Origin of the sequence: Flavicella sediminum, from assembly GCF_006381105.1 — a bacterium.
GTDB lineage: Bacteria > Bacteroidota > Bacteroidia > Flavobacteriales > Flavobacteriaceae > Flavicella > Flavicella sediminum.
This window is the reverse complement of record NZ_VDET01000002.1, coordinates 1,513,636-1,540,123: the sequence shown is the minus strand read 5'-3', so window position 1 is coordinate 1,540,123 and position 26,488 is coordinate 1,513,636. Positions and strand designations below refer to the sequence as shown.

Annotated in this window: 16 protein-coding genes; all 16 read right to left on the bottom strand. The window is 31.8% G+C overall.

Annotated elements, in window-relative coordinates; all coding sequences use genetic code 11:
• Nucleotides 1-24: 24 nt before the first annotated feature.
• Nucleotides 25-10,092, bottom strand: coding sequence for a T9SS type A sorting domain-containing protein (locus FGM02_RS06450; RefSeq protein ID WP_139957486.1), 10,068 nt, complete (start codon nucleotides 10,090-10,092; stop codon nucleotides 25-27).
• Nucleotides 10,093-10,252: 160 nt separating this feature from the next.
• Complete coding sequence (locus FGM02_RS06445; RefSeq protein WP_139957485.1) at nucleotides 10,253-11,653, bottom strand: 7TM diverse intracellular signaling domain-containing protein; 1,401 nt, start codon at nucleotides 11,651-11,653, stop codon at nucleotides 10,253-10,255.
• A gap of 5 nt (nucleotides 11,654-11,658) precedes the next feature.
• Nucleotides 11,659-13,011 (bottom strand): LuxR C-terminal-related transcriptional regulator, encoded by a 1,353-nt coding sequence (locus tag FGM02_RS06440; RefSeq protein ID WP_208021481.1) that lies wholly within the window; start codon nucleotides 13,009-13,011, stop codon nucleotides 11,659-11,661.
• Between the two features lie 136 nt (nucleotides 13,012-13,147).
• Nucleotides 13,148-14,260, bottom strand: a complete 1,113-nt coding sequence (bioB, locus tag FGM02_RS06435; RefSeq protein ID WP_139957483.1) for a biotin synthase BioB — start codon at nucleotides 14,258-14,260, stop codon at nucleotides 13,148-13,150.
• Nucleotides 14,261-14,356: 96 nt separating this feature from the next.
• The gene (locus FGM02_RS06430) at nucleotides 14,357-15,514 is read right to left on the bottom strand and encodes a beta-ketoacyl synthase N-terminal-like domain-containing protein (protein ID WP_139957482.1); all 1,158 of its coding nucleotides are present in this window, start codon (nucleotides 15,512-15,514) and stop codon (nucleotides 14,357-14,359) included.
• 94 nt (nucleotides 15,515-15,608) lie between these two features.
• Nucleotides 15,609-15,776: a hypothetical protein gene (locus FGM02_RS18025; RefSeq protein WP_166461140.1), complete on the bottom strand. Its 168-nt coding sequence runs from the start codon at nucleotides 15,774-15,776 to the stop codon at nucleotides 15,609-15,611.
• A gap of 268 nt (nucleotides 15,777-16,044) precedes the next feature.
• Nucleotides 16,045-16,773 carry a metallophosphoesterase gene (locus FGM02_RS06425; RefSeq protein WP_139957481.1) on the bottom strand — a complete coding sequence of 243 codons (729 nt, stop codon included), beginning with the start codon at nucleotides 16,771-16,773 and terminating at the stop codon, nucleotides 16,045-16,047.
• 51 nt (nucleotides 16,774-16,824) lie between these two features.
• Nucleotides 16,825-17,979 carry a DUF5929 domain-containing protein gene (locus FGM02_RS06420; RefSeq protein ID WP_139957480.1) on the bottom strand — a complete coding sequence of 385 codons (1,155 nt, stop codon included), beginning with the start codon at nucleotides 17,977-17,979 and terminating at the stop codon, nucleotides 16,825-16,827.
• 3 nt (nucleotides 17,980-17,982) lie between these two features.
• Nucleotides 17,983-18,738 carry an SDR family NAD(P)-dependent oxidoreductase gene (locus tag FGM02_RS06415; protein WP_139957479.1) on the bottom strand — a complete coding sequence of 252 codons (756 nt, stop codon included), beginning with the start codon at nucleotides 18,736-18,738 and terminating at the stop codon, nucleotides 17,983-17,985.
• Nucleotides 18,739-18,841: 103 nt separating this feature from the next.
• Nucleotides 18,842-19,765 carry a hypothetical protein gene (locus FGM02_RS06410; protein ID WP_139957478.1) on the bottom strand — a complete coding sequence of 308 codons (924 nt, stop codon included), beginning with the start codon at nucleotides 19,763-19,765 and terminating at the stop codon, nucleotides 18,842-18,844.
• A 110-nt stretch (nucleotides 19,766-19,875) separates the two neighbouring features.
• A complete protein-coding gene (locus FGM02_RS06405; protein ID WP_139957477.1) occupies nucleotides 19,876-20,688 on the bottom strand; it encodes a TauD/TfdA family dioxygenase in 813 nt (270 codons plus the stop codon).
• 23 nt (nucleotides 20,689-20,711) lie between these two features.
• Nucleotides 20,712-21,611, bottom strand: coding sequence for a phytanoyl-CoA dioxygenase family protein (locus FGM02_RS06400; RefSeq protein ID WP_139957476.1), 900 nt, complete (start codon nucleotides 21,609-21,611; stop codon nucleotides 20,712-20,714).
• 5 nt (nucleotides 21,612-21,616) lie between these two features.
• The gene (locus tag FGM02_RS06395) at nucleotides 21,617-22,840 is read right to left on the bottom strand and encodes a hypothetical protein (protein ID WP_139957475.1); all 1,224 of its coding nucleotides are present in this window, start codon (nucleotides 22,838-22,840) and stop codon (nucleotides 21,617-21,619) included.
• Nucleotides 22,840-23,580 carry a WbqC family protein gene (locus FGM02_RS06390; RefSeq protein WP_139957474.1) on the bottom strand — a complete coding sequence of 247 codons (741 nt, stop codon included), beginning with the start codon at nucleotides 23,578-23,580 and terminating at the stop codon, nucleotides 22,840-22,842. Before FGM02_RS06390 ends, FGM02_RS06395 begins: the two co-directional genes overlap by 1 nt.
• Before the next feature lie 172 nt (nucleotides 23,581-23,752).
• Nucleotides 23,753-25,183, bottom strand: coding sequence for a LuxR C-terminal-related transcriptional regulator (locus tag FGM02_RS06380; protein WP_139957473.1), 1,431 nt, complete (start codon nucleotides 25,181-25,183; stop codon nucleotides 23,753-23,755).
• A gap of 425 nt (nucleotides 25,184-25,608) precedes the next feature.
• A complete protein-coding gene (gene atpG / locus FGM02_RS06375) occupies nucleotides 25,609-26,469 on the bottom strand; it encodes an ATP synthase F1 subunit gamma (RefSeq protein WP_139957472.1) in 861 nt (286 codons plus the stop codon).
• Nucleotides 26,470-26,488 lie beyond the last annotated feature (19 nt).

Below are 26,488 nucleotides of genomic sequence, written 5' to 3'. Positions count from 1 at the left end.
TAATTAATTTCAAATTATAAACCATTATTCGTTTGTTAAGATTATTTTTTCAACTAATACTTGGTCTTTAATTTTTAATACTAAATAATAAACTCCAGAAGCCAGACCATTTCCATTTAGCGTTATTGTTTGCGTGCCTTTCTTTAAATCAACCAAAGATTCTTGTTTTACAAGTTGATTTATATTGTTAAATAATTTCATTACCAGGTCAGTATTCTCTTCCAATTTAATACGAATATTTAATTTATCCGAAAATGGATTTGGGTACACATCTAAAGTATTTTGATCTACTTCCGAACTACGAATCGTTAACTCTTTTGGAGTATCCAACCTACCCTTTACTTCATTTTCCTTATACTCAATTATCTCTTCTATTTGATAAAATTCATTATCAGCATTATATTTGAATGAAACTACTTGTGAATCTAACAACCCGCTAATATTTAGCACAAATACTTGTTCCTCTAATATCGGATTGTAAATAGCTTTCGCAACACCTCTACACTCACCATTTACAAAAGCTCCTAGAATTCCTTTTTTAGATTCAGCTTCGTTAACACGAGCTATAATTGTCATATTCTCGGCATATTGATTCGCTTTTAACTCCCAAGGACTAACAAAACTATTTTTAGTTGATTTTCCAGAAGATTTACTACCTGTTGAAGAATTAAAGGCAGGATATTTAAATGTTTGACCAATAGCTGATTTTAGCATGTATCCTTCATCCGGACTTAATACCGTTAAACTTCCTATCCATCCATAGCTACTGTCGTAAATTGCCGAATAATATTGGTTTTTAATCAAATCACCATCTGTAGCATTATAGTTACTCAAACCTTCATTTAGAGCAATTTTCTGAGAACCAATATATCCAATATAGTTCCAACCATCTACTAAATTTAGCTCATGGTTTATAGGATTTACAGGACGCCCTTCGTAACGAATTACCCCCTCATTGCTTAATTTAATTTTATACAATACTCCAGTATCATAAGCTCCATTATTTGTGATACTTCCGTACCAAGTTTCTCCAGTACTCGAATATTTATCAAAAATAGCCAACTGACTAAATCCTCCGTTTCCATCACTTTTATTAATCCTTGTTTTAATAATATCCAGATTTAGCGGATTTACATTTTCTAGCAAACCATTACTCGTATTTAGGTCCGCTCCTTCCAAACTAAACGAAATCCACTTCCACCCTTTAGGCACTTCAATTGCACCAGCTATGATATTTGTTGTACGAAACAATTTAGGATTTGCACTGCTACCTTCAAAAGCATCTCCAATAAAAGTATTTGAACTTAAATTATGTGTTATTCCAGAATGAACAATACCTGATGAGGCTTCCCAAACTTTGAATTCTAAATTTTCACCCAATGCTATATTGCTATAAATTGTTAAAAACGCTTGGTAATTATCAAAATTTGATAAATGTCTTAAATTGACAAGTCCCCTGCATTCTCCGTCAACAAAGGCAGCCAAAATATTTCCTTCGTCTCTAGACAAAATTCCATCGAAAGCAATTTGCCCAACAACATTCATTGAGTATTCAAAATCGGTTGGATCTATTTTCCAATCTGATGGAGGCGCTTGTTTTACCGAAACATTGACATTTAATTTTTCAGCAAAACCAAAATCCGTTGTCAACAATACATCCTCTTGGTACTTTCCGTTATTAGTTTCTCCAGAAACCTTAAAAGAAACGGGAACTGTTGTTAATGGACCTACTGTACCAGACATTGGACTTACTTCTAACCAAGAAGGTATATTGGTAATTTCATAGGTTTTACTCTCTCCAGAATTGTTAAATATTTTTGTTTCAAAGTTCAACTCTTCACCATTTTCTGTTTCTAAATTAAACTGAGAATTTTGCCAAACAACTTGATTTTTATCTACATAAGCAGACCAAGTAATTGGAGATGCTATCTCATTACCATTTAAATCTTTAACATTTGATATTGTAAAATCTAACTGAACATTTTCAATTTTACTTTCCTCTATATTTAGCGTAATAATAATTTTATCATTATTCACCACATAACTAATATTTACAATTTCTACAGGTCGTTTCAATTTAATTGTTGGAGTATCTTGATTTAAAACTCCAGCACCCAATACTACATTTTGAGTAGATTTAGAAAGACTTACAGATGCATTATCTAGCGTTGAACTAACTTCTGTAATTCCAAACCCATTCTCAGCATAATTTTCAAATGGATAGTACTCTATCAGACCTGGCTCAGTTCCGGAAAGATTATTAAATCGATCTCTAGAAATTTGTTCTAACTTACGAGCTGTATTCCAAATTCTTAGTTCATCTATACTTCCAGAGAAATACTGGTCTTGTAAATTATTTGCTCCATCATACCAATCTCTTTGTCCTATAGCCAATTTAGAACCTCCAAATCCATTTAATAAACTTGACGAGATAGACATTTCTTCTTGAGCATCGACAAACAAAATAGCACTTCCTCTTGTATTCACTGAAATTGCAACATGATGCCATTTATTATCTGTTACTACAGAACTTCCTACCAACTCACTCGCATTATTTTTTGCACTTATTTTTCCTTCTTTATTAATACCAATTGACCAGCCACTGGTATTATTATCTGTACCATCTCCTTTACCATTAGATAGCAAAGTTTCATTTGTTCCTCCGTCAGATTTGAACCACATTTCTATGGTAAAATCAGTTGCATTATCTATGGCTACAGCTTGAGAGCTAGCCTCATTGGCACTACCGTTCAAACGTAAGCCATATCCTACTGGACTCACTTTCCAGTTAGCTTTCATTTCTGCGTGCTTGCCTCTTACTTTATCCAAAGCTAATTCTCCATTAACATCTTCTAACTCCCAATTGTACAACAAACCTGCTTCATTCCCAACCATTCTTTGAACCGCTGAATTATTTATCTCACCCAAACTTAATGATTTAGACCAAATTCTCACTTCATGCATTTGACCACTAAAGGGTACACCAGTTCCAATAGTTGATTTCCCAAAATAAAGATCTTCTTTTAACTTATTCTGAACAACAAATGAGTTATCAGCAGCATCCATTTCAGCGTCCACATATAACATTACATCTGCTTTTAAAGGATCATAAGTAACTGTATAATGATGCCACTTTTCATCGATTGTTTTTGAACCTGTTACTGTTTTTCCCGCTAATTGAAAATAAAATTTATTTGAGGCATTAATCCCTACCAACATTTCTGTTGAAGAATCACTTCCTTGTGATACCAAAATTTGATTCACATTTAAAGCTTCCTTTTTAGCATAGAACTCTATAGAAAATGCTTTACTTTCTAAATTCACCAATTCAGCTTTTACATAAGTGTTTACTGATCCGTCAAATGAAACCGAAGCATCATGTCGAATTTTCCCTGCATTGAGCACCCCGCGAACATCAAAATTAGCAATGGATAATAAATTTCCATTTATAGTTTCTGTAAATTGAATACTCGCATCTTCACCAGCAGATAATATTCCATCTGAAGGTTGTGGTAGCCCAAAAGCTTCTGGATTTTTTCTATCAATAACTCCTGAATAAATCGCTGTTGTTTCTTCTGCCAACGAACATTTAGACAATGCTCTAATATCATAATTCCCATCAGGTACCTGTCCTAACTGCCAATAGTAAGTAAATGAATTCCCATCCGTAGGCAATAAGAAATCATCCTCTGCACCACCATTGGTTGTTCTTGTTTCAGCATCTCTGTAATATGTTGACAATAGCGTCCATTCAGAAGAAGATGATTCTTTGTACTGCAATTTCACCTCCTCAAAACCAACGGTATTCACATCATATCCACCAATAGTAATTGGGAATTTATTGTTGAAAGAATTATTTATTGTCCAATTATTATTTGGATAATTCACCTCAATTGGAGTACATGTTGGTAAGTATTTTACATTAAAATAAATTGTGTCTGAAAGTACTGCATCGTTACCTGTTGGATCTGCCTGACAAGTAGACTTGATTACAACCCCAACATTTTCATAATCATAATGATTTGGACCTCTATTTACTTTTAATATTTTCTGAATTCCTCCATTTCCTTGTACCAAAAACTCTCTATCCGTATTTATACTCTGACCATCAATTGTCATTTCTAAACCATTTGGATTTGTTTCATCCATTGCTTTTACCGAGAAATATTGTGGATCTCCAGCTTCCCCTTCGTTTAACAATGTTAATTTAAAATTGGCGGCTTCATCGGCAGGAACATTAAACGCTTGTGCCGTTTTTGCTCCGTTAATTTTCATCGCAGGTTTGTCTCTTTGCAATGTGGCATTACTCAAGACAACCTCACCAGCTCTAATTTCGGCAAGAAGTACTTTTAATTGATTGATATCTGCATTTAACTGATTTGCTTCTCCGTATTTCTGTGATTCGTTTTCCGTAGCTCCAGCAATTCCGTATGCTTTTGCTTCTTCCATAGCTTTATTTTTATCACCTTCTTGAATATCAATTAACGTTTGAATATAATGTTCGTTCGCATATTCCATCACAATTTTATCTTCAAAAGGACAGGATGTCTGTCCGGCTTTTGTTAAGAAAATTGGGCCATTACTTCCTGTTCCTGAAAATATATCAACACTAATAGCATCATCCTCATCGGGGTCATTTAATACATATCCGACAGTTTTACTAGTTCCACCACCTGTGGTAGATTTGGCACTAGATCTAATTCCAACCTCAGCACTCATCTCAGATTCAACCGCAACTCCATAGCCATCAAATTCTAATTTGGCTCCATAAGCTACGGAAGAAGACATTTCAAAAGAAACATATGCCGATCCTGAATGTGAAGATGTATTACTTCTTTCCAAAGAAACTCCACTTGCAATAGAAACATTTTCTGAACTTTGGTACTTTTTCGCAATCCATTTTTGAATCTCATTATTTGCCAATGCTTCTTTCCATAAACGTATTTGTTGATTCATTACTCTAATCGAATCTATCGCTTTATTAGGATCACCCATAGGGCTATATGTATAACTTTGCCCATCAAAATCTCCTGCTTCTGTTCTAATATAATTTGTTGTTGAAGCATTAACTCCCCAAACTGGATCGTCATTATTTGAACCAAAATTCTCATTACTTTGTGGAATTTTTGATATATACCTAGAACCTGGCCTAGTTAAAAAAGTATTTCTTACTTCAATTAAGTCAGGAATTAATACATTTTGAATGTGATTTTGAGAGAATATAAAGAAGGTAGGAGACCCTACGGGGTTTAAATAACTCTGTAAAACACGAGTCATCCTATAGTTATTTCCATTCTTATCTTTCATTACCTCTCCATAGCAATTCCCCCCACATAAACTTTCTGGAACTGGTCTAATATGAACCCCCGTACCTGTCATAAGGTTTTGAGACTTTGCAACAAAAACATCCGATCTTCCCACTTGGATTGCATCTCCATTTGTCTGAATATCTTCAGAGAAAGATGTCTCGAAAATATATTCTCCACCTGCACCGATATCAAAACCAGCATTAATTTCCATTGTTCCTAAAATTTTACCTTCAGCAATTTCACCAACACCAACAATACCTCCTCCAAGCAAGGTATTCATTCCAACTCCTAATCCTACAAAAGCATTTAGGTTACCAAAACCACCCGCATTATATTCAGCAGAGGTAAAAAAACTTTCTTCTTTAGACCAATAAGCATAACTGTTAGAACCTGGAGGATCTCTTAAAACAAAATCTACTACAGGTGGTGCTTTTGTTACAAAATTAGCTCCTTGTTGTTTTCCTCCAATAATATAAGCCCTCTGCGTTTCATTTGAATCAGACGCATTTGGCCAAGATGTACTAAAAGCACCTACATTTAAGGTTATTGACATTTCTTTGGTATAACTTAAATGCTCTAAACCTGCACTTGAATTCTCATTAATATTTGGTTCTTGAGCTTTAAACTGATACACCAACTCTCCATGACTATCCAAAGTAATTACTTCAGGACTACCATAGGTTTTACTCTTACCTTCCTCATCTTTATAAAAACCTACACCAATGCCATTATTAATAACCAGTTCCCCGTCTGTAACCGGTACGGAATATTCAATGGAAGTATCTTTATTTGTATATTTTTCTACGGCTTTCATTTTATATTCATAATCACTTGCAGAAAAATATGTAGGATAAGGCAATGTTTTTAAATCTATAGCAACAGCTGTATTACCTTGTTTTAAATTGTAAAATTCTTCAGCTGAATTCTTTATTGTCGTCTCTGTAATACTGTTTCCATTCTTCAACAAACCAGTAACAACCAATTCAGGTTTTTTTCTGTAAATAAAATCTTTACGAACATTATAAAAAGTGGTATCCGACCTTATATAAACATCATCTACAAAAACACTATCGGCCTCTTTTGTCCCATTGTACGCGTTTATTGAAGATAGATCAATTGGTTGAATATCTCCAGACGAAACAATATCTATCAAATCTTTAGTCCATTTTACAGAAGATGAAATGAATTTTTTAGGAGGAAGTTCAATACTGTATTCTCCAGTACTGGAGCTAGAGGTAATTTCCCTAACAATTTTCCCGTCTTCGGAGGTCAACGTAAATTTAGCTTGACCAATATTATTGACAGAAGGATTTGATTCCATAGACATGGGTTTATTACCTTCTATTAAACCTCCTACAATTCTACCTGTTAATTTATGTTTGGTATCATCTAATATTTCCAAGCCTGTCACTCCTTCTTGAAAATCATAAACTCCTGTTGCAGGAAATCTACCATTTGCGAATACATGTCCATTTCTTCTAAATTCAATATAATGCTGCCCAATAGGAATTTGCACATCAAAGAAACCATTTTCATCAGTTTCGTAGGCTTGTCTATCATCACCTGCAATAGCTCCCCCGCCATCTAAATAAATTTTAATTCCCTCTGAACCAGAAGTTTTTTCATTAGCAGCTTCGGTATTGGGAAAATTAAAACGAACATATCCCGAAAACTGAAAAGATGAAATATCTTCAAAATCTTTATCATTATTAACTTTTGATCCTTCTCCTATAAATAAAGTTTTTCTTACGGGATCAAACTCATGAATAGCACCCGCAAGCGTAGCTGTTGGAATGATATTAAAATTCTCACCAGAGTCGCCATATTCTACTGCTTCAATAGTATAATTACCATAAGCATCGGTATACCCCACATTTCCTAGTTGACTTTGTGAAGGAATATCATCCGAAAATATGGTGTTATTTAGCACGCCATTATTCTTGTAAAACAAATCTCCTTTATGAGCAATGTCATATACCGTATTTCCTCTTCCTTCAAAAACTTTTAGATATAACTTTAAACCGTTATAATCAGCAGCAACAAAACTTCCACTAATTCTAGCTATCTCTTCAGCCTCCAAACATCGATCAAACATTCGTATTTCATCTAGTTTACCTTGTAAATAACCAGAAGTTCCCTCTCGCCTACCAATAGATAATTTTGTTTTTAGATTTGGTCTTAAAGTTGTAAAGTCTGAATTTAAGTCCAACGCACCCCATTTACTACCATTGTAGTAGGCTTTTATTTCTCGTTTTGTACTATTATATGTTACTGTAATTTGGGTCCAATTTCCTGTTGGAACAACATGCCAATCTGTAACTATTTGTGTAAATTCTCCATTTTTGCCATACACAGCAAAAGCTATTTGACCGTTTTCTAAACGAAGAATTTTAAACTGACTGTTTTCTAATAAATAACTTTCTTCATTATTTTCTGGCTTTACCCAAAATGAAACTGTGAATTCATCTTTAAAATCAATAGACGCTGAAGCTGTAACATCTACATAAGAATTTACCCCGTTAAAAGACAATGATTTCCCTTTGTTTATTTCCTGACGCTCAGCAATTACTTTAACATTTGGAACTGCAGTACCACCTGTATAATTTATATTTCCATTAATAACTCCGGTTGCAACTCGTAATCCAATATCATAGGCAACTCCTTCACCTAAAACATCTGGAGTTTTAATACCCGAAAGTCCATCTATTGTATAGGAAGATGTAATTTGTCTTCCACATTCTGTTTCTACAACACGTTCTCCAACAATAAAATACTCATATATTGTACCTGCTTTACCATTTGTATGTTCATATTTTTTCGCATTGATATCTAAAGTTGTTAATAGATTTGGCTTTATAGTTGTTCCAAATTCACGAACATAAATTTTGTATTGATTGATGTATTGTTCTTTATCCAAATTAGGAATCCATTCCAATTCCGTTCTATTACTGTAATACCCTTTAGAAGCTTCAACCAAGTAACTCTCGTTGTTAAAAATAGGTTTGATGTCAATTGGATCTTTCGAATGTGTATAATCTGATGAATAATACCCCGTTGTATTACACGAAAGCGCATTTGAAATAGCGGCAATTCGATATACATAAACTTCATTTTCTATGACATCCGTATCTGTAAACGATCTTAAACTACCAGAAATATTGTTGTTTAAAACCGTAAAATCTTCATCATTTGATGCTTTTCTTTCTAAAACAAAAGAGGAAGGATTTGAAGTATAACTCCAAGAAATTTCAATATTTCCATTACAACCAACTTGATTGCTTGAAAGTCCTGACGGAGCTTCTAATAAATTTATGATTACTCCTTCTTTACCATCTTTTTGTCCAGAAATTGCCTCAAAACTACGATCGTTATAGGCTCTATCATATTCAAGCGCAATTTTATAATTGTATTTTTCACCAGCTACTATATCCGTATCAGCATATTTATTAACCCCTCCATCTGCATCAACATAGGCAATTCTTTTATCATCTCTATATATGGCAACAAAATTTCTAGAGGTATCTCCTCCAAATAAGGTGGGCGTATCCCATGATAAATCTATTTGACAATTATTTGTTGAAGAGACTTCGGCTTCCTTTAGACTAATATTTGGAATTGGAATTTCTTCATTTACAACAAAATTCCCTTTAATATTATCAGCCCAATTAAAATTAACCTTTTTATTCTCTCCATTTCTTTCCCTAGAATAATAAGTACCATGCACATAATATTGAATTTTGTTTTTATAATTTTCTTGGGTTATATAATCTCTAATTACAAAATAATTATCACCACCACTTTTAGTCCAATAGGAATTGCCATAAGGTGTGGCGTATAAGTTGTCGTATTTTAAGCCAAATTTATAGGAATCTCCAAATTCTCCTAAAAAAGTATCTGATGTTGCTGCATCGCTAAACAAATCTGAACACCCCAATATATTCGAGTTATGGTTTACATAACCAATAACTTCATCTGAAACAACTTGATTTTGTTGATTGTAGACAATTTTTTTAAGTTCTAAACAGGCCAAATGATCGTATTCAGTTTCATTTTGAATTGATTCTATTCTAAAAGTTAGATGAGCTGCACCTTCCGATTTATTGAAATCGACATTAAAATTTATTTCTTCCTGACCGCTATTATTTTCTTCAAATAATTCAAATTTTTCCGTTAGCTTTTCATTAATACTTAAAGTATTATTCGCGTTTTCGTGGTCTAACCAATTTTCAAGATAGTTTCCTCTGCAACGAAATTGAATAGTTTTAGCTCCTTTAAAACGATTAATTTCATAAGGCTTTACATTTATATGAACTCTATCTGCTCCTTTAGGAGTTCCTGCAACTTGTGAATTGGTATCTTCAAAATGAGAAAAAGTTACTGCCTTAGATTCAACCTCATGATCTTCATTATTAAAATACAATCTTATGTGTTGATTTGGATTTCCGCCACCCGTATTTAAAACAAATTCCGTTTCCCTATTCTTATAGTCACTTGCATAAGAATTGACATCATAAATACCATCTTGTTTACCTAAAAAAGCAAAAGGCTGATAAGCCTCTCCATTTATAGAAACATCGATATCCAAGTCTTTTAAATAATCCCAATGACCATCATATTCATTTTCAACATATATGTAAATACTAATTGACCCAGATCCATTTTCCATATTGTCTAAATATTGAATATTGGCATATTCAGTTCCCGTTTGAGAAAAAAGGATCGTTACAAACAGTAAAAAAATGCTTGTGAAAATTTGCTTGAGGTGTATTGAAAAATTATTCATAACGCTAAGATTTTGTATTTTTGTGTGTCCAAAAATAGTATCTAGCTCAATAATACCTCCCACCCTTTTGGGTAGTTTTTCATTAAAACCACCAGTAAATCAGCCTTTTTATGCTTTTTATTTTAAAATATTAAAAAGAAGCTTGGGCCTTGCTTAAAAATTAGTTCGGAATAATTTTAGAAGTTATTTCTGCTCTTTTTTTCACATCTAATTTTTCATACAAGTTTCGGGTATGATATTTTATAGTGTTTACAGAAACAAATAATTCATTTGCCATTTGTTGATTATTTAAGCCTTTTGAAATTTGCAATAGCACATCTTTTTCTCTAAGCGTTAAATTATGTGAAATTGCCAATTCTTCAATTTTTTGTTCTATTAAAGAATTATTCTTCGATGTATTATTTTCTTCTTTAAGCTCATTTTCCAATACATAAATTTTGGTGATGTATTGCTTAATTTCATGATGAATGGATTCGTTTTCTTCTTGAATTTTCTTAACTCTATAGGTAATCGCATAAGATAGAATTAGCATTTCAAACAAGGCGCCAATTTTTATCATATAAAGTGGTGTACTAAAAGCTTGTATTCCCCAATTTAAAGGTATTACAAAAGTAATTGCTGAAAGAAATACCAAACTATACCCTACAACCGAAAACTTAGCAAACACTTGCTTTCTAATACATGAAACACCTAAAAACATATAATAGGAAAAATACAACAAGCCGATTGTATCTCCAATAGCAAAATATAGAAACTCTTCAGTAATAACAAACGCAATATAAAAACAGATAGCAAGAGGAATCGTAATTATAGAAATAATTTTACTCCGGGGTATTAACTTATGATAATCTAATAGTAAGGATGCGAAAACACCTGATGACAATGGAACTAAAAAATGCATACTTATACCTATATAACGAATTACGTCTTTTTCAAACCAAAGGTTGATCAATCCATCGTAATCAGTAAGTCCAATATTTGTAAAAACAACAAAAAAGCAATAAGCCAAAAAGGTTTTTTCTCCCAATGAAAAATAAAAAAACAAATTAACGATTAGTACCATTATCACAAACCCATAATAACTTCCATTAACAAAATAATATTGGTTCTTATTCCTAAAATAAGAATCTTCAGAATAAATTTTTAAAGGAAAATCGACATGTTTCGTAAAATGGGACTTTACATAGTAGGTTGCATTATGAGAAGTAGGTGGTATTTTAAGTGCTAAATTTGTAGGATCTATAGTATGACTGTGGTCGGAAATTTTCACGTTTTCGTGATATACTTCTATCTTATCGATTGTATTCCCTTCTAAACTAAATATCAAAGGTATTGAATCTGGTTTTTTAGAAATTTTAAACCAATACCATCCATTTTTATAACCTAGTCTTGAAGTTGTCAAAACTTTGAATTCCTGTTTTTGAATTGTATTTTCATCGAAATTTTCATCTTGAATAAAAGCAAGCTCAGCAAAACTATTTTTGGTTTGTTTTGTACACGAAATACAAAACAAACTAATTATTAAAAGGTATAGACAAACATGTCTTCTTTGTGCTTTCATAAAATCTAGACAAACAAGCTAATTACCTCGTTTTTATTTTCAATATTTAGTTTTTGATAGATATTCCCTGTATGATACTTCACTGTATTAAGCGAAATAAATAATTCTGCAGCAATGTTTTTATTTGTGTACCCCTTGTAAAGCCTAAGCAAAACATCAACTTCTCTCTCTGTCAACTTATAATCCCGAACTATCTCATTAATCTTAACTTCGAAACTTTTATTTTCGGAATTTGAAGAAGAAGTCACTTGTTCTTCTAACTCATTAAGTTTATGAATGTATTCTTGTATTGCATTTCTATTTGATTCATTTTCTTCGTGCATTTTTTTGACTCTAAATGTGATCGCATAGGTCAATATTAGCATTTCAAACAAGGCGCCAAATTTGACATGTTTTAAAGGGAGTGAAAAACCAGATATTCCTATATCCATTGGAATTACAAATAAAAAGGCAGCTATTAAAACCAAACTATAACCAACTACAAAGAAAATGGCAAAATCATTTCGTTTTATCACAAAAATACCAAGTATCCAATAGTACATAAGTGTTAACAAAGCTAAAATATCACCCGCAATAAAAAATTTATAATTTAAAAAAACTAAATGACCAACGTAGCAAATCGAAGTAGCCAACAATAATATGCTTCCAAAATATTTACTTTTGGGCATATAATTACTCAGATTTAAAAAATTGAATGCAAACAAACCTCCAGTTAAAGGAATTAAAAAATGCGAAACAGTGTTTGTAAAAAATAGCGCATCAGAAGTTAGCCAACTATTAAAAACACCATCATAGTGTGATATTCCAAAATTAGTTGCGACAAGAAATAGTGAATAAAATAAAAATATTTTGTCTTCCAAAGAAAAATAAAAAAACAAATTAATGATTAAAACCATTAAGGCAAAACCATAATAAGCTCCAGTTTTAAGTAAGCTTAAAAACTTTATATGTGTATAATAGGAGCTTGCACTAGTTGCTGTGAGTGGGAAATTTACTTGATATGGAAAATTTACCTTTAAATAATACTCTTTACCTGTTTTATTTTCAATTTCAAAAGACAAATTGGTAAGTCCAACACTATTTTTAGTACTTGACAAGAGTTTTGAATTCGCATAAATTTCAACAAAATCAATTGAACTTTCATTGGTATTAAAAACGATCCTTTTTATTGAATCACTATTTTTTAAAACTACTTTAAACCAAAACACTCCATTCTCCCAGCCAATTTTAGTTTTTTTTAATGGAATCAGTTTTTGCTCCAAAATAGAATACTCATTAAAATTGCTATCCTTTATAAAACAGATATTTTCAACCAAGTTTTCATCCAAAGGTAAAGCATCAGACAAAAACGAATTCAATCCAAAAACAAAAGAGCTAAAACTTAGAAAGAGAAACAATATACATTTATCGACACAACTTTCACCCATTGACCAAAAATAGAAAACCGATTTGAAATTTCAAATCGGTTTTCTATTTTTATTCAGTAATAAGAATTTATTTCTCTTTTAACTCTGCTCTAATTTCTTTAGCCTTTGCTTTGGCTTCTTCGTTTCTATCAATTTTATGTTCAGGTCTTGTCCATTTCGGATTTTCACCTTGTGCTATAAATTCAGAATCTGCCGACTCAACCGTTCTTGGCTGTACCTTTTTTGTAAAAGGTTTCATAGGATTCAAGCCCAATTTTTGAAATAACTTCATATCTTCATTGACATCCGGATTTGGTGTTGTCAATAATTTATCTCCTGCAAAAATTGAATTTGCACCCGCAAAGAAACACATGGCTTGTCCCTCTTGACTCATTTGCGTTCTACCTGCTGATAAACGAACTTGTGTTTCCGGCATCACAATACGAGTAGCTGCTACCATACGGATCATTTCCCATATTTCCACAGGTTTTTGATCTTCTAAAGGAGTTCCTTCAACTGCAACCAATGCATTAATTGGAGTAGATTCTGGTTGTGGATCTAAAGTAGATAAGGCAACTAACATTCCCGCTCTATCTTCAATAGATTCTCCCATTCCTATAATTCCACCAGAACAAACCGTTACATTTGTTTTTCGAACATTTCCAATTGTATCCAAACGATCTTGATAACCTCTGGTAGAAATAACTTCTTTGTAATATTCTTCTGAAGAATCTAAATTATGATTGTAAGCATACAAACCAGCCTCTGCCAATCTTTTTGCTTGATTTTCCGTGACCATACCTAAAGTACAGCAAACTTCCATATCTAACTTATTAATGGTACGAACCATTTCTAATACTTCGTCAAATTCAGGACCATCTTTTACATTACGCCAAGAAGCACCCATACATACTCTAGAAGAACCGCTAGCTTTTGCTCTTAAAGCTTGTGCTTTTACAACTTGCACAGGCATCAAATCATTTCCTTCAATATCTGTGTGGTAACGAGCCGCTTGCGGGCAATACCCACAATCTTCTGAACAGCCACCTGTTTTAATTGACAATAAAGTTGATACTTGTACTGCGTTAGGGTCATGATGTAAACGATGTATTTGAGCTGCCTCAAACAACAACTCCATCAAGGGTTTATTATAAATTTCTAGAATCTCTTCTTTTGTCCAATTATGTCTAATTTCACTCATAATTACTCTAAATTTTTCAGGGTCAAAAGTACGTAATTTAATCTGTATTCGAATAATTTCTATTCTATAGAATTGAAGAAGTCATATTGCTTGAACTTATTTTGTAAGTAAAATACTAACGGCATTCCCTCCAAAGCCAACAGCATTAATTAATACTGACTGTATATGTTTCGGTTCTTTTTTCTTTTCTAGATAAGGTACCGCTACAAATTTTTGATGCTCCAACATCAAAATAGCCAACTCCATACTTAACACACCAGAAGCTCCTAAGGTGTGTCCTATTTTCCATTTATTGGTTGTCAGTGCAGGTATTTCCTCTCCAAAAACAGCTTGTATCGCTTTGTATTCTGAACTATCTCCTTTGATGGTTCCAGGCGCGTGCATTACAATAACATCTACAGTAGTTAAACCTGCATCATCCAAGGCCATTTTCATTGACTTTTGAAAACATTGAGCATCTGTAGAAATAGAAATATTGTGTTTTAATTTTTCTGTTGCATAGCCCAATCCGCTAATAACAGCAAGCGCATTCTTTTTTACTCCTTTTTCCAAACAAAAAGCAACAGCACCTTCCCCTACAACCATTCCGTTTTTCTCTTTAGATAAATCCAAAGCTTTACAAGGATAGTGTTCGTCAACTTGTTGAGAATAAATTTTAAGTGCTTTCATTTGCGCAATTGTAAAGGGCGTATTTGCGGCTTCACTTCCTCCTACCAAAAAAGCAGAAGACATGCCAGCACGCAACCAAGCGACGCCATTAACAACGGCATGTAATGCGGTAGAACAGGTAATTGAGTGACTAATTGCGGGTCCATCGGCTTGTAAATCGTGCGCCACCCAAGTGGCAATATTTCCCAAAGTAGTAGTAGGAGAGCTTAAAGTTTCAGCTTTGCCCAATGAATTTTTAACAAAGGAATCGTAATACTTTTCGAACAACTCCGTGGCACCTCTTGAAGAACCAATATTAACGCCAAAATCTTTTGACCAATTTACTTTAGCAACTGCTTTTCTAGAAGTATAAATTGCTAACAATACAGACCTATCTAAGTTTTTATATTTAGCATCTGAGTTTCTTAGCGATTCAATCGCTAAGTTTTCTTCTGAAGAAATAGCCCCAACTAGAGCTGAGAATTTACCAAAATTAGTATTTGATAAAAAGTGTGCATCAGACAAATAGCTTTTCCATACGGATTCAGGAGAATTTCCGAGTGCAGATATGGAAGCCATACTTGTGATTGAAATTTTTTCTTTCATTAAACTATATAAATATGGCAACAAATATAGGCTGTTTCCAATAATAAGTATTATTGCAAACTCAAGAAAAAAATAATACAGTGAAATTCTAAAATTACTCTACAAAAGTAATCATGTTGTTTTCAGCTTTGGTCACTTTTTTATTGCCTTCTTTAAATTTATCTTCATGAGTTTTTAAGATAAAAAGTAAGCCTATAACAACAAGGGTTAGGATAACAGCTAAATAACTATCATCAATTTTTTTCAACAAATTAACGTCCATGGTTTTTATTTTTAATTTTGTCTGTAAAATTACATTTACAAAAATCCTACGACAATACTATAAGCATTATCGTTAACACGCATGACATTTTTTAGGGGACCACTAAGATACAAAAATCTTCGAACTGTTAAACATAAGTTAATAAAAATTACAACCAACCGTACACAAAACCACATAACACGTTTAGTTTATGCCATAAATTACAGGCATCATATACGGAATGAATTTTACAACAATAAGTGGTAAAACAACAATGACTTAGACTTAACTAATTTCGCCCTTTCTCATCAGGATACAGCCTATAAACAGGATCACTTTGCCAAAATTCTTTGGTATCTACATCCATAATTGTTAGCGGATTTTTATGAGCCGCTCCAGTATCCAAATTCCAAACATTGGCAGCGTTTACGGGTGTAGATTCATCAATTCTAGAAAGTGCTGTATGACCGATAAAAATTTCTTTGTAGTGCGACAAACGCTTTGGGTAAAATTTATCTTCAGGTTTTAAATTTTTGTCCATTGCCAACACCATTTCCCAAAGGGAACGATCCCAGTATAGCATTTTTTCGAAATATTCTTGGCTAACACCATTGTGATTGGTAAAACCTGCATGGACAAATAATCGGTTTTCCGTATCTAAATAATAATTTTCTAGGTTTTTTAAAAAATTCATATGAATATGTCGAATATTCATGGGTACATCTGCATAAGAATTAACAGTAACTTGTCCGCCATGAAATAACCAAACATCATTACTTTCTTCATATTTCAGCCATTTATAACATAGCTCATCATGATTTCCTCTTAAAAAAACACAGGTATGGGTGGTATTTAATTGAATTAGAAAGTTGATCAATTCTGGTGTTTGACTCCAACCATCCACATAATCGCCTAAAAAAATTAGTGTATCGTCTTCTGTTACTTTCGCTCTTTCTAAAACTTGAATTAATGCCTTTAATGCACCGTGTATATCTCCTATTACGAATGTTTTACCCATCAATTATTTTTATTTTCAAAGCTAAAAAAACTTTCTAAATACGCACACTTTTTATTCAGTTTTGACCGGTTGGTATTTCACTTTTCTTAAAACTCTTAGAACCTCTTTGTATTTTATATAAGCTTGTTTATCTTCTAGCTGTCTTAAGAAAGGTTTTGATTCCAATAAAGACTCATAAGAATTCTCGATACCGTTTAAAAAGCAAACCATTAGAATTGTTGGCAAATTAGTTACTTCATTTAATTCAAGTTCATCTAGCTCAAGTCCATTTTTCAATTTAGCAAGCAAACAAGTCATAGAATTAAATTCATGATGTAAATGGGGAATACTAAATTTTGGTGGCGAAAATAAAAATTCTGTAACAATATTATATTTTGCATTCTCTTTAAAATGAATGACTGTTTTTTCTAAGGGATAATATTTGTAGTCGGATAAAATTCCAAAATAAATATACTCTGTAATAATAAATGAATCGTCGTTTACCTGAATTTGAACATCGTCCAAAGCGGAATAAAATAAACGAACACGCTCTTTTATTAGTTCTATATCAACCCTAGAATAATAAATTTCATTTTTAACTTTTTTCTTTTGCCCTGCCCAACACAACACAAAATATTCCTTGTAAACCTTAAACTTAGGCTGGTACTTTTTTGGATGTTGTTGTATAAAGTCGAACACGCCATTTAAAGTTAGTTCTAAATTATCGCTAGAATTTTTTTCCAATTCTGAAACAATTATTTCATTGGTACTTTTTAATACAAATCCGTTATTTGTTGGTGCCGAACTACTTCCTTTTCTAAAAAACACCATGCCTTTGTTGTACTTCCAGTAATTCTTTTTTAAGGAAGTAATTAAATTAATGGGATGAATGGTTACCAAACCCACTACCTTGTGCCGCGGCAAACTAGGAAAGGAAACATTTTCATACCGAATACTGGGAGGATTGACCAAGCAAGCATTTATTAAATCTTGAATTCTGCTGTCGTCAAAAAAATCGACACCCATAATTTTATCAGAAACATCATCTACTCCAATAACGATATAAGCGTTATTTAAAGGATTTGAATTTGACAATGCGCAAATATGTTTTAAAAATTTAGCTTTGCCTTCTCTGGTTTCCAAATCAATTTTAAGTTTCTTATCAAAAAAACTATTCTCGTCGTTATGACTTAATAAATTTCTAATAAGCAAACGCTTGTTGATCATGGTTTAAAGTTCTTTGTGAATTTGTGTCCCTGAAGCTTGAGCTGTTGGTAAAATAAGGATGTCGGAAATATTTACATGATAAGGTCTTGTGACTACAAAATAGATTAAATCGGCAATATCTTCCGCTTGTAAAGCTTTAAAACCTTTGTACACATTGTCTGCCTTGTTGGTATCACCTTTAAATCTGACTGTAGAAAATTCTGTATCTACCAAACCTGGATGAACCGCAGAAACACGAATTCCATATTTAGATAAATCCATACGCATTCCTTTATTCAAAGCATCTACTGCGTGTTTTGTTGCACAGTAAACATTTCCTCCTTCATAAACTTCTTTTGCAGAAATGGAACCAATATTAATTATTTGTCCTGTTTTACGTTGTACCATATACGGACTTATAGCTTTGGTCACATACAACAATCCTTTTATGTTGATATCGATCATAGCCTCCCAATCGTCAGTATTTCCTTTATGAACGGGATCTAATCCGTGTGCATTTCCGGCATTGTTAATTAAAATATCAATGTTTTTTAATTCCTGAGGAAGGCTTTCTACACAAGCAAAAACTTCTTTTTTATTGCGTACGTCAAAATTCAAAATATGTACTTCAGTATGCACACTCAATTTTTTCTTCAGTTCAATCAGTCGATCTAAGCGTCGACCACAAATAATTAATTGTATTTTATTTTGGGCAAAAATTTCAGCTGTTGCTTTTCCAATTCCTGAGGTAGCACCTGTAATAAAGGCTGTTTTATTCATACTTTATTTTGTTTACGTAAAGGTACAAAAAAACCGCTCCTGAAAAGGAGCGGTTTTTGTTTGATTGGATAACCACAACCAATCAAAAATCAACTAACCAAACTTAATATGAAATCTTCTTAATACTTTTTCTTTTTATCTTTTCGCGAACTCTATCGCTATTTGTACTTTTCTTTTTTGTTGTTCCTTTTAAATATTGAATAAAATTTATTCCTTTAAAAGTATATACTGTTTCAGAAGCTATATGATACAATTCAACAGTAGTATCATTTACAACACTTAACTCAAAAGTTTCAATATCTCCATTGCTATAATCTAAGATCAAAACTTTTAAATCTTCATAGCCATCTACATCGTAAACTTCATAGCCTCCTACATAACTCCAATCTATATTACCAATTTCCGTGCCATAAACATTATTTGAAGAATAAAATGTAGTATTATTTTCAGGTGTGAATTGCAAGAAGTTTTCGTTATCAAAATCGTTTACAGCCCCTGTATTACTTGTGTTTTCTTTCCCCCACACTTCATAATCTTGTAATAAATATTCAATATTCTCATAAAATAATTTATCGTAATCAAAATCATTTAGATTATATCCAATCAAATAATAGGCTGAATTGGTGTATGCGTTGTATATTCTTATTTCATTTAAGGAAAGTTGTTCAATCTCAAAATTATGAAAACCATCAATGGTATGGTCTGTTCTTAAATTTGTGTAAAAGGGATCATAAGACCCAACTTCTATGCCATAGCCGTTTCCAGTTATTCCTATTCCAGAAATATTGTTATTGGCATATAAATTTCCGTTGACAAAAGAAATTGTAAAAGCACGAGTTAAAAAAGGAATAGTTTGATTTCCTTCAGTTCTATGATAATCTACATACCAAAGATCATAATCCTCTACTACTTGAGAATTTAGAGGAACTTCTTCTACGTAGACTTCTTCATAATACACTTGTTCGCATGAAATCAATAAAATACTTGAAGTAAATACTACTAAAAAGAATTGAGTAAAAGTTTTCATACGCTGTGCTATTTAAAATCTATAAAGCGTATTCCAAAGTTTGTGCCAAAAAAATAAGTCCACCTAAACTGGTGGACTTATTAGCTATTCTATTTGATAATACTACCAAATTATTTATTGATTCTAATACGAAGTAAGTGCCTGCTTTGATCGGTAAACTGACCTCTACCATGCAGCATAGTTTTGTTATTTATAAAAATCAAATCATTTTCATTCAAATAAAAATTCTTTATTTTGTCTGTAGACAAAACTATATGTTTTAATTTTTTATAGGCATCAATTTGAGTTTCGTCACAAATTCCTTGCTTGTAGTTCAAAGCCTTTTCAAATGTATCTATTCTAAATCGAATTTCATTATCTCTAAGAATAGGTCCATAATTAAATTCCGGACCTTCCACTTTGCTTTTTTTAAACACATTTGGCACTATAAAAGGATAATCTGTATTTGATAAAGTATCAATAATTTGTTCGCCATTCGGTAATAATCTTAATTCATCTAGCAAATCTTTTAAAGACACCAAATAAGATATTCCTCCGCCGCATTCTGCTTTTTTAAGAGTTAGCAAACCAAAATAATCTTCCGGATAAAAACTATATTGACTATCGGTATGCATCTGTGCTTCGTGGCTGTGTTCCGAATAAGTTTTGATAAGACTATCTGATTTTGGGTTTGATTTTATATCCCAAATTATCGTATCATTACCAGCATGTGGTATTGGCGTTCCAACCATTTCAGAAATTTTTAAAAAGAGTTGACCTGAAGCCTCAACATTAGTCACATCGACATCAAAATTTTGAACAACGACATAGCCTACATTCTCTAAATCATCTACAATTCTCTTAGAAAGCTCATCGAAACCTCCGTTAATACTGTTATAATCGAGATAATTAATTCTTTCTTCTGCCAATTTATTTTTACTCATAATACCTTCTCTAGAACATTCTACTAAATTCTTTCACTATATAATACCGGAAACAAATTAGGATCACTATAATCTGGGTTCCCTAAACTATCTTTTGCACAAATCTTATCATATCCAATAACAATTTGTTCTCCATTGTCTTTGTACACTTTCTGATATTTATTATTTGCGTCTTGTAAATGTATTGCCAACGCTAACCTTTCTTTAGTACTCACATTCGGATAACTGCTATGTATTGTATTGCAATTATGAAAACTTACTTGTCCTTTTTTTAAGGACATAAAAGAAGTTTTATAAGCTGGTTTATGCTCTTTTAAATAAGTTTCAAACTTTTCCAAATCTTGATTATTAAATGAAAAAAAAGTTTTCAATTCTTTTTCATCTTTCCATTGTGAACTTTTATCGATATGCATTAGCGGCCCCATATCTTCAGTACAATCTTGGAGCGGAATCCAGGCTGTCAACATTTTATTTGAAGTACAAGTAGGCCAATACGCCTTATCAGAATGCCAACCTACTACACCCTTACTGGTTGGTTTTGTAGGTAATTTATTGACTAACGAATCGGCAAACAATTTAATTTCATCGGTTCTAGCTAGCTTTGCAGCAATAGCACTTATAAGTGGATGAAAACCTATATTTTGCAATTCTTTTTTTTGTAAGGTGATGAATTCATTATTTCTAATTGAAGATAATGGGTCGTGAACTTCATCAGCGATACCATCGTTACTTTTTAATTGAAAATCACGTTTCCCTTTGTAAAATTCGTTTGCACCAATAATACCTTCTTCAATCAATTTATCGGAAAGAATAATTGGACTTGCATACCAACCATAAGTTTCATAAAAAACAATATCCTCTTCTGTAGGTAATAGTGTTTTTTGTGCTTCCGTTAAGTCATTAATAGTACTAGGAATTTTCATATTCGTTAGTTTATATAATTTGTAATCTTTGTTACATCAATTTTCGTATCATCAGCACTTATCAATGAGCAAGCTTTTCTATGATCTCCTTTATTGGTTACAGGAAAAGAAGATGTTCTAAAATCTCCAAATCCAAAATAATTATCATCAAAAAACAGCAAGGTACCAGTTACATAGTCTTCATATTTTTCTGTCCCAATATTTCCTAAAATTTTCTTCTGAGGGATCCATTCTTGTAATATAAAATCCTTAAAGTCATCACTTTCAAAAAGTGCTTCCCAAGTAACTTGGTCAGTAACAATACCAGCATAAATTTTTTGACTCTTCCCTAAAGATCTATGTTTAATTATCCAAGCATCTTTATTAACTTTAGCCGAATTCCATAAATCCATCTTTTCAAAAGAGGTATAAGTAGGAATATAAAATTTATCAAAAAAAACTATTTCTTCAGTGGTTAAAATTAATTCTTGTAATTCTTTATTTCCTAAAACCGAAAAAAATCGTTTGTCATGAATTAAAAAAATGGTTCTAAAATCATTGATGATATTCAAAGGCATCAGCTTTTCAATTAAATCTATTCCCAATGAAGTAATTTCATCAAAAGATAACTCACTAATAACCCAAGCCTTTTTAAGTGAATCTAAACTTGTAGAAATGTCATTATAAGCAATTTCATTTACTGGATATCCCATTCTTTTAAATATGTCAGCATAAATTTTAGATTCGTTTCTTACATCATCCCCTTTTAAAATAGCAATTGAATCAACTCCTTCTAAATAATTTTCAAAATGTTGAAATATAGCATCGTAAGAATTTTCTACCAAAAGAGATTTCATGTTTTTAAGTCGATAATCCTCTGCTAACTTATTAAATAAAGTTGAAAAGAACATTCCATTAAGTGCAAAACGACAAGTAATTTCAATAATCTTTACTTGGTTTTTATCATCATAAACAAAGTCTGTTCTATAAGTTCCTATTTTATACTCTTTTCTATTAAAAATATGGATAATCTCAGCTACCTCCTTACTTACGGGCATTAATTTCTGATACTTTTCATAATTGGTTACAAACTCTATAATAAGTTTGTACATAATTTTCTGCAGCTGTTTTAAACCATCATTATGTTTTTTACTAACAACGATAGGCTCATCGAAAATCCATTGTTTAAAATAAAATTCTTTTTCTTCTACAAATTTTAATGCAGCTTCCTGAATTGATAAGTTACGCATTAAACAACTTTATAATTATGAATCATTCCTTTCGTTTTAGCAACACCATTATGCATCAGTACATCAATTATTGATAGGTGAGGTTCAAATTTGCAATTAAATTGCTTATACTTATACTCTAGGGTTTGGACAAAATCTAACTGTATATCATTCGCAGAAAACTCATCCTTATTATACAAGTCAATTCCTCCTATAGGATTGACGTAATTATTTGTTCCTTCTGTTTTACAAATTTCAAAAATTCGTTGTGTTTTTTCTTCCGTTGAATTCTGATTCGCTAACAGTCTCAATTCCTTTTCCATGGAAATATACTTTTCATTAGAAGCTATAATTTTAGTGTTGATATCTAATAAATTACAAATACCGGAAATTATTTGTGAATTGTACTCATGAATAGAATCGCAATTTTCATTAAGTAGTTCCACAATAACGGGAAATATTTCATCAAAAAATGAGGCTTTTTTATAATTAAAAAAAATAAGATTTAAATTTTTATTCCGCCAATCCGTTGAATTATTAATCATAGTTTCTCCAATAGATTTTGAAGAACTTTGTTTTACAACAGGTACATTTAAAGTGATAGGCAGGTTATTTCCTTTATCTAAAATTCTATTTCTAGTAATCCATGATTTTTTTCTGAAGCTGACATGTTCGTAAATCATAAAACAATCGACATGATCTATCAATTGAAAATAACCTATATACGGAAAAAAATAGGCTTGCATTATTCCAAATTTCATAAAATAATAGTTGGTTGGTTGGTTGGTTGGTTGGTTGGTTGGTTGGTTGGTTGGTTTGTTAATTTGTTCTATGCAAAAATAACATATAATATGCAATATTTCAACATAAACATCCCTATACGATAGTCTAATTCCACCTAAACTTTAGTCGAGGTAGAATAGGTTTAAGCCATTACGTTTCAGTAACACCTTTATTTACAGTATTAAAATGAGCAAACTTATAACTAAGTTCCGTTCTATTCTGAATTTTCAACTTCTTCAAAATATTTGACACATGGTATTTAATGGTTGTTTCTTGAATTTCTAATTGATAAGCAATTTCTTTATTCATTTTTCCTTGCAATATATATCTAGCAACCTCAATCTCTCTCGCTGATAATAAAAAGTAAGAACAGAAACTATTAAAATATTCTTCTGAGGACTTATCCAATACTTCTTCTTTATTTTTTTGTTCTAGCAAATCTCCATGCAATTTTTCTTTTGCTGAAGCAATTTTTTTATGCCTGTACGCTATTGCATACAAAAACACAAGCATCTCTATAACACCTCCCACTTTTAAGTGATTATTAGTAAATCCAAAGTCCTTCATTCCAAATTCAGAAGGCAGGACATACAATACATTAGAGACAAACAAAATTAAATACGCAAACAACGCAAATCGTGCATAAATAGATTTTTTGAACAAAACAAAACAGGGACTTAAATACAAAATCAATCCTAAGGTATTAATTATTTCTCCTACCGAATACCATATTAACTTATCTGTAACCACATAAATACAATACGCCACAGCATTCAATAAAACAACTGTAATACCTGCATAAATAAATTTGGGCAAATACTTTTTTAACTGCAAACTTTCTGTAATAAATAACACAGAGAACACTAAAGTAAACCAATGCAACAACACATCTAAATGTCGAATCCAAACGACATCTCCAAAAGAAAGATAAAAAAGCCCGTCTAACTCAAATAAGGTAAAAGTTATAGCGACTAACAAACCACTATAATAAATAAAAAAATTATTTTTAGTCCCAAAGAAAAACAGCAAATTAACAAATAAAACTACCAAAGAAAATCCATAATACAATCCAAAATACAGCATCTTCTTTTTCGCAAATTTTGCAAATTCAGCTTGTGAGAATAACGATACAGGAAAATAAATACTTTTGTCAAAATCTATTGAAAAATAAAGTTCCTTCCCCTCTCCAAATCTAATATCTAAAGGTATTTCTAAGAATTTATTTGTCTTTTCTTCAAATTGAAAACGTTGATGAAGATTCCCTTCTACCTTTTCATACAGTACTAAATCTGAAATTGCTTCTGTGTTAATATAAAAAATAAATTTATCAAAAAACTCAACCTTATTTTCTACTTTGAATTTAAACCAAAATTTGGAATTGGTAAGACCAGGAAATGTGGGGAAATTATCATTGAACTCTTTGGTAGAAATAGAGCTACTATTTTCTATTTTCAATGAATCTTTATAATATTCAAAAGAATGATTCAGTGTTTGTTGTTGAAAATCACTATGGATCGTTATAGTTCCTTGCGCAAAACAATACGTACCAACAAGTAGAAAAAAAAGAAAAAATTTATACATCTAGAAACGAACTTAGAGCCGTCAAAAAAACATTTTGATTTATAAAAACACCATATATTCTTAGATGACATAATAGGGATGTAAATCAAACAAAAGGCGTAATACCTCGTGTATAATAAACCTATGTTAACTAAACTGATGCAAATATAGTAAAACAGATAAGTTTTTCAATGTACAACATCACATAATAATTCAAAAAAAATCTAGAACAAAAAAAAGGCTTACCCAATTGGGCAAGCCTTTTTTACTTTAAATATCTTATTAATCATCCGCTAATGCTTCGTGCCAATATAATATAATTTAACTACGCTACGTTGAATTATCCGTTTAATGCTTCGCTAGTATAATTTAACTCCACTACGCTACGTTGAATTATCCGTTTAATGCTTCGCTAGTATAATTTAACTCCACTACGCTACATTGAATTATCCGTTTAATGCCTCTGCACCACCAACAATTTCTAAAATTTCGTTTGTAATAGCTGCTTGACGTGCTTTGTTATACGTTAATAACAAATCATTTCTCAAGTCATTAGCATTATCTGTTGCCTTATGCATAGCTGTCATACGTGCACCATGTTCAGAAGCAAAAGAATCTCTTAAAGCTTTGTACAACTGTGTTTTTAATGATTTAGGAATCAATGCAGAAATAATTTCTTCTTTTTCCGGCTCATAAATATAATCAGCAGAAACATGACCTTCAATCTGAATTGGTTCAATCGGTAAGAATTGTTCCACTTTCACAATTTGAGTAGCCGCATTTTTAAAACTATTGTAAATAATTTCAATCTTATCATATGTACCATCAACAAATAATTGCATCAAGTTTTCTGCTATTAGTGCAGAATTTCCAAAAGATAAATCGTCATAAATAGCACTTTGGTTATCAATAACCTTAAAGTCTCTACTTAAAATATCAAATCCTTTTTTCCCTATTGAAACTAATTCAACAGTTTTTCCTTGGTATTGTTCTGCAACCGTTTTTTGAGCAGCTTTAATTATTGAAGAGTTAAAACCACCACACAAACCTCTATTAGAAGTAATTACTACTAATAAAACTTTAGAAACTTTTCTTTGTTCAGAATACACTCCTCCCGCATCAGCTTCTAAGGTTGCACTTAAATTTTGCAACAATTCACTAAGCTTATTAGAATAAGGGCGCATCGCTGTAATTGCATCTTGCGCTTTTTTCAATTTAGCAGCAGAAACCATTTTCATAGCCTTCGTGATTTTCATCGTCGAACCTATTGAGGTAATTCTGTTTCTAATTTCTTTTAAGTTTGCCATTTCTTCTTTAGTATTTTGT

Excerpts from the sequence above, each read along its gene's own strand:
- FGM02_RS06450 (WP_139957486.1), bottom strand. The coding sequence starts at position 10,092 with ATGAATAATTTTTCAATACACCTCAAGCAAATTTTCACAAGCATTTTT.
- FGM02_RS06445 (WP_139957485.1), bottom strand. The coding sequence starts at position 11,653 with ATGAAAGCACAAAGAAGACATGTTTGTCTATACCTTTTAATAATTAGT.
- bioB (WP_139957483.1), bottom strand. The coding sequence starts at position 14,260 with ATGAGTGAAATTAGACATAATTGGACAAAAGAAGAGATTCTAGAAATT.
- FGM02_RS06430 (WP_139957482.1), bottom strand. The coding sequence starts at position 15,514 with ATGAAAGAAAAAATTTCAATCACAAGTATGGCTTCCATATCTGCACTC.
- FGM02_RS18025 (WP_166461140.1), bottom strand. The coding sequence starts at position 15,776 with ATGGACGTTAATTTGTTGAAAAAAATTGATGATAGTTATTTAGCTGTT.
- FGM02_RS06425 (WP_139957481.1), bottom strand. The coding sequence starts at position 16,773 with ATGGGTAAAACATTCGTAATAGGAGATATACACGGTGCATTAAAGGCA.
- FGM02_RS06420 (WP_139957480.1), bottom strand. The coding sequence starts at position 17,979 with ATGATCAACAAGCGTTTGCTTATTAGAAATTTATTAAGTCATAACGAC.
- FGM02_RS06415 (WP_139957479.1), bottom strand. The coding sequence starts at position 18,738 with ATGAATAAAACAGCCTTTATTACAGGTGCTACCTCAGGAATTGGAAAA.
- FGM02_RS06410 (WP_139957478.1), bottom strand. The coding sequence starts at position 19,765 with ATGAAAACTTTTACTCAATTCTTTTTAGTAGTATTTACTTCAAGTATT.
- FGM02_RS06405 (WP_139957477.1), bottom strand. The coding sequence starts at position 20,688 with ATGAGTAAAAATAAATTGGCAGAAGAAAGAATTAATTATCTCGATTAT.
- FGM02_RS06400 (WP_139957476.1), bottom strand. The coding sequence starts at position 21,611 with ATGAAAATTCCTAGTACTATTAATGACTTAACGGAAGCACAAAAAACA.
- FGM02_RS06395 (WP_139957475.1), bottom strand. The coding sequence starts at position 22,840 with ATGCGTAACTTATCAATTCAGGAAGCTGCATTAAAATTTGTAGAAGAA.
- FGM02_RS06390 (WP_139957474.1), bottom strand. The coding sequence starts at position 23,580 with ATGAAATTTGGAATAATGCAAGCCTATTTTTTTCCGTATATAGGTTAT.
- FGM02_RS06380 (WP_139957473.1), bottom strand. The coding sequence starts at position 25,183 with ATGTATAAATTTTTTCTTTTTTTTCTACTTGTTGGTACGTATTGTTTT.
- atpG (WP_139957472.1), bottom strand. The coding sequence starts at position 26,469 with ATGGCAAACTTAAAAGAAATTAGAAACAGAATTACCTCAATAGGTTCG.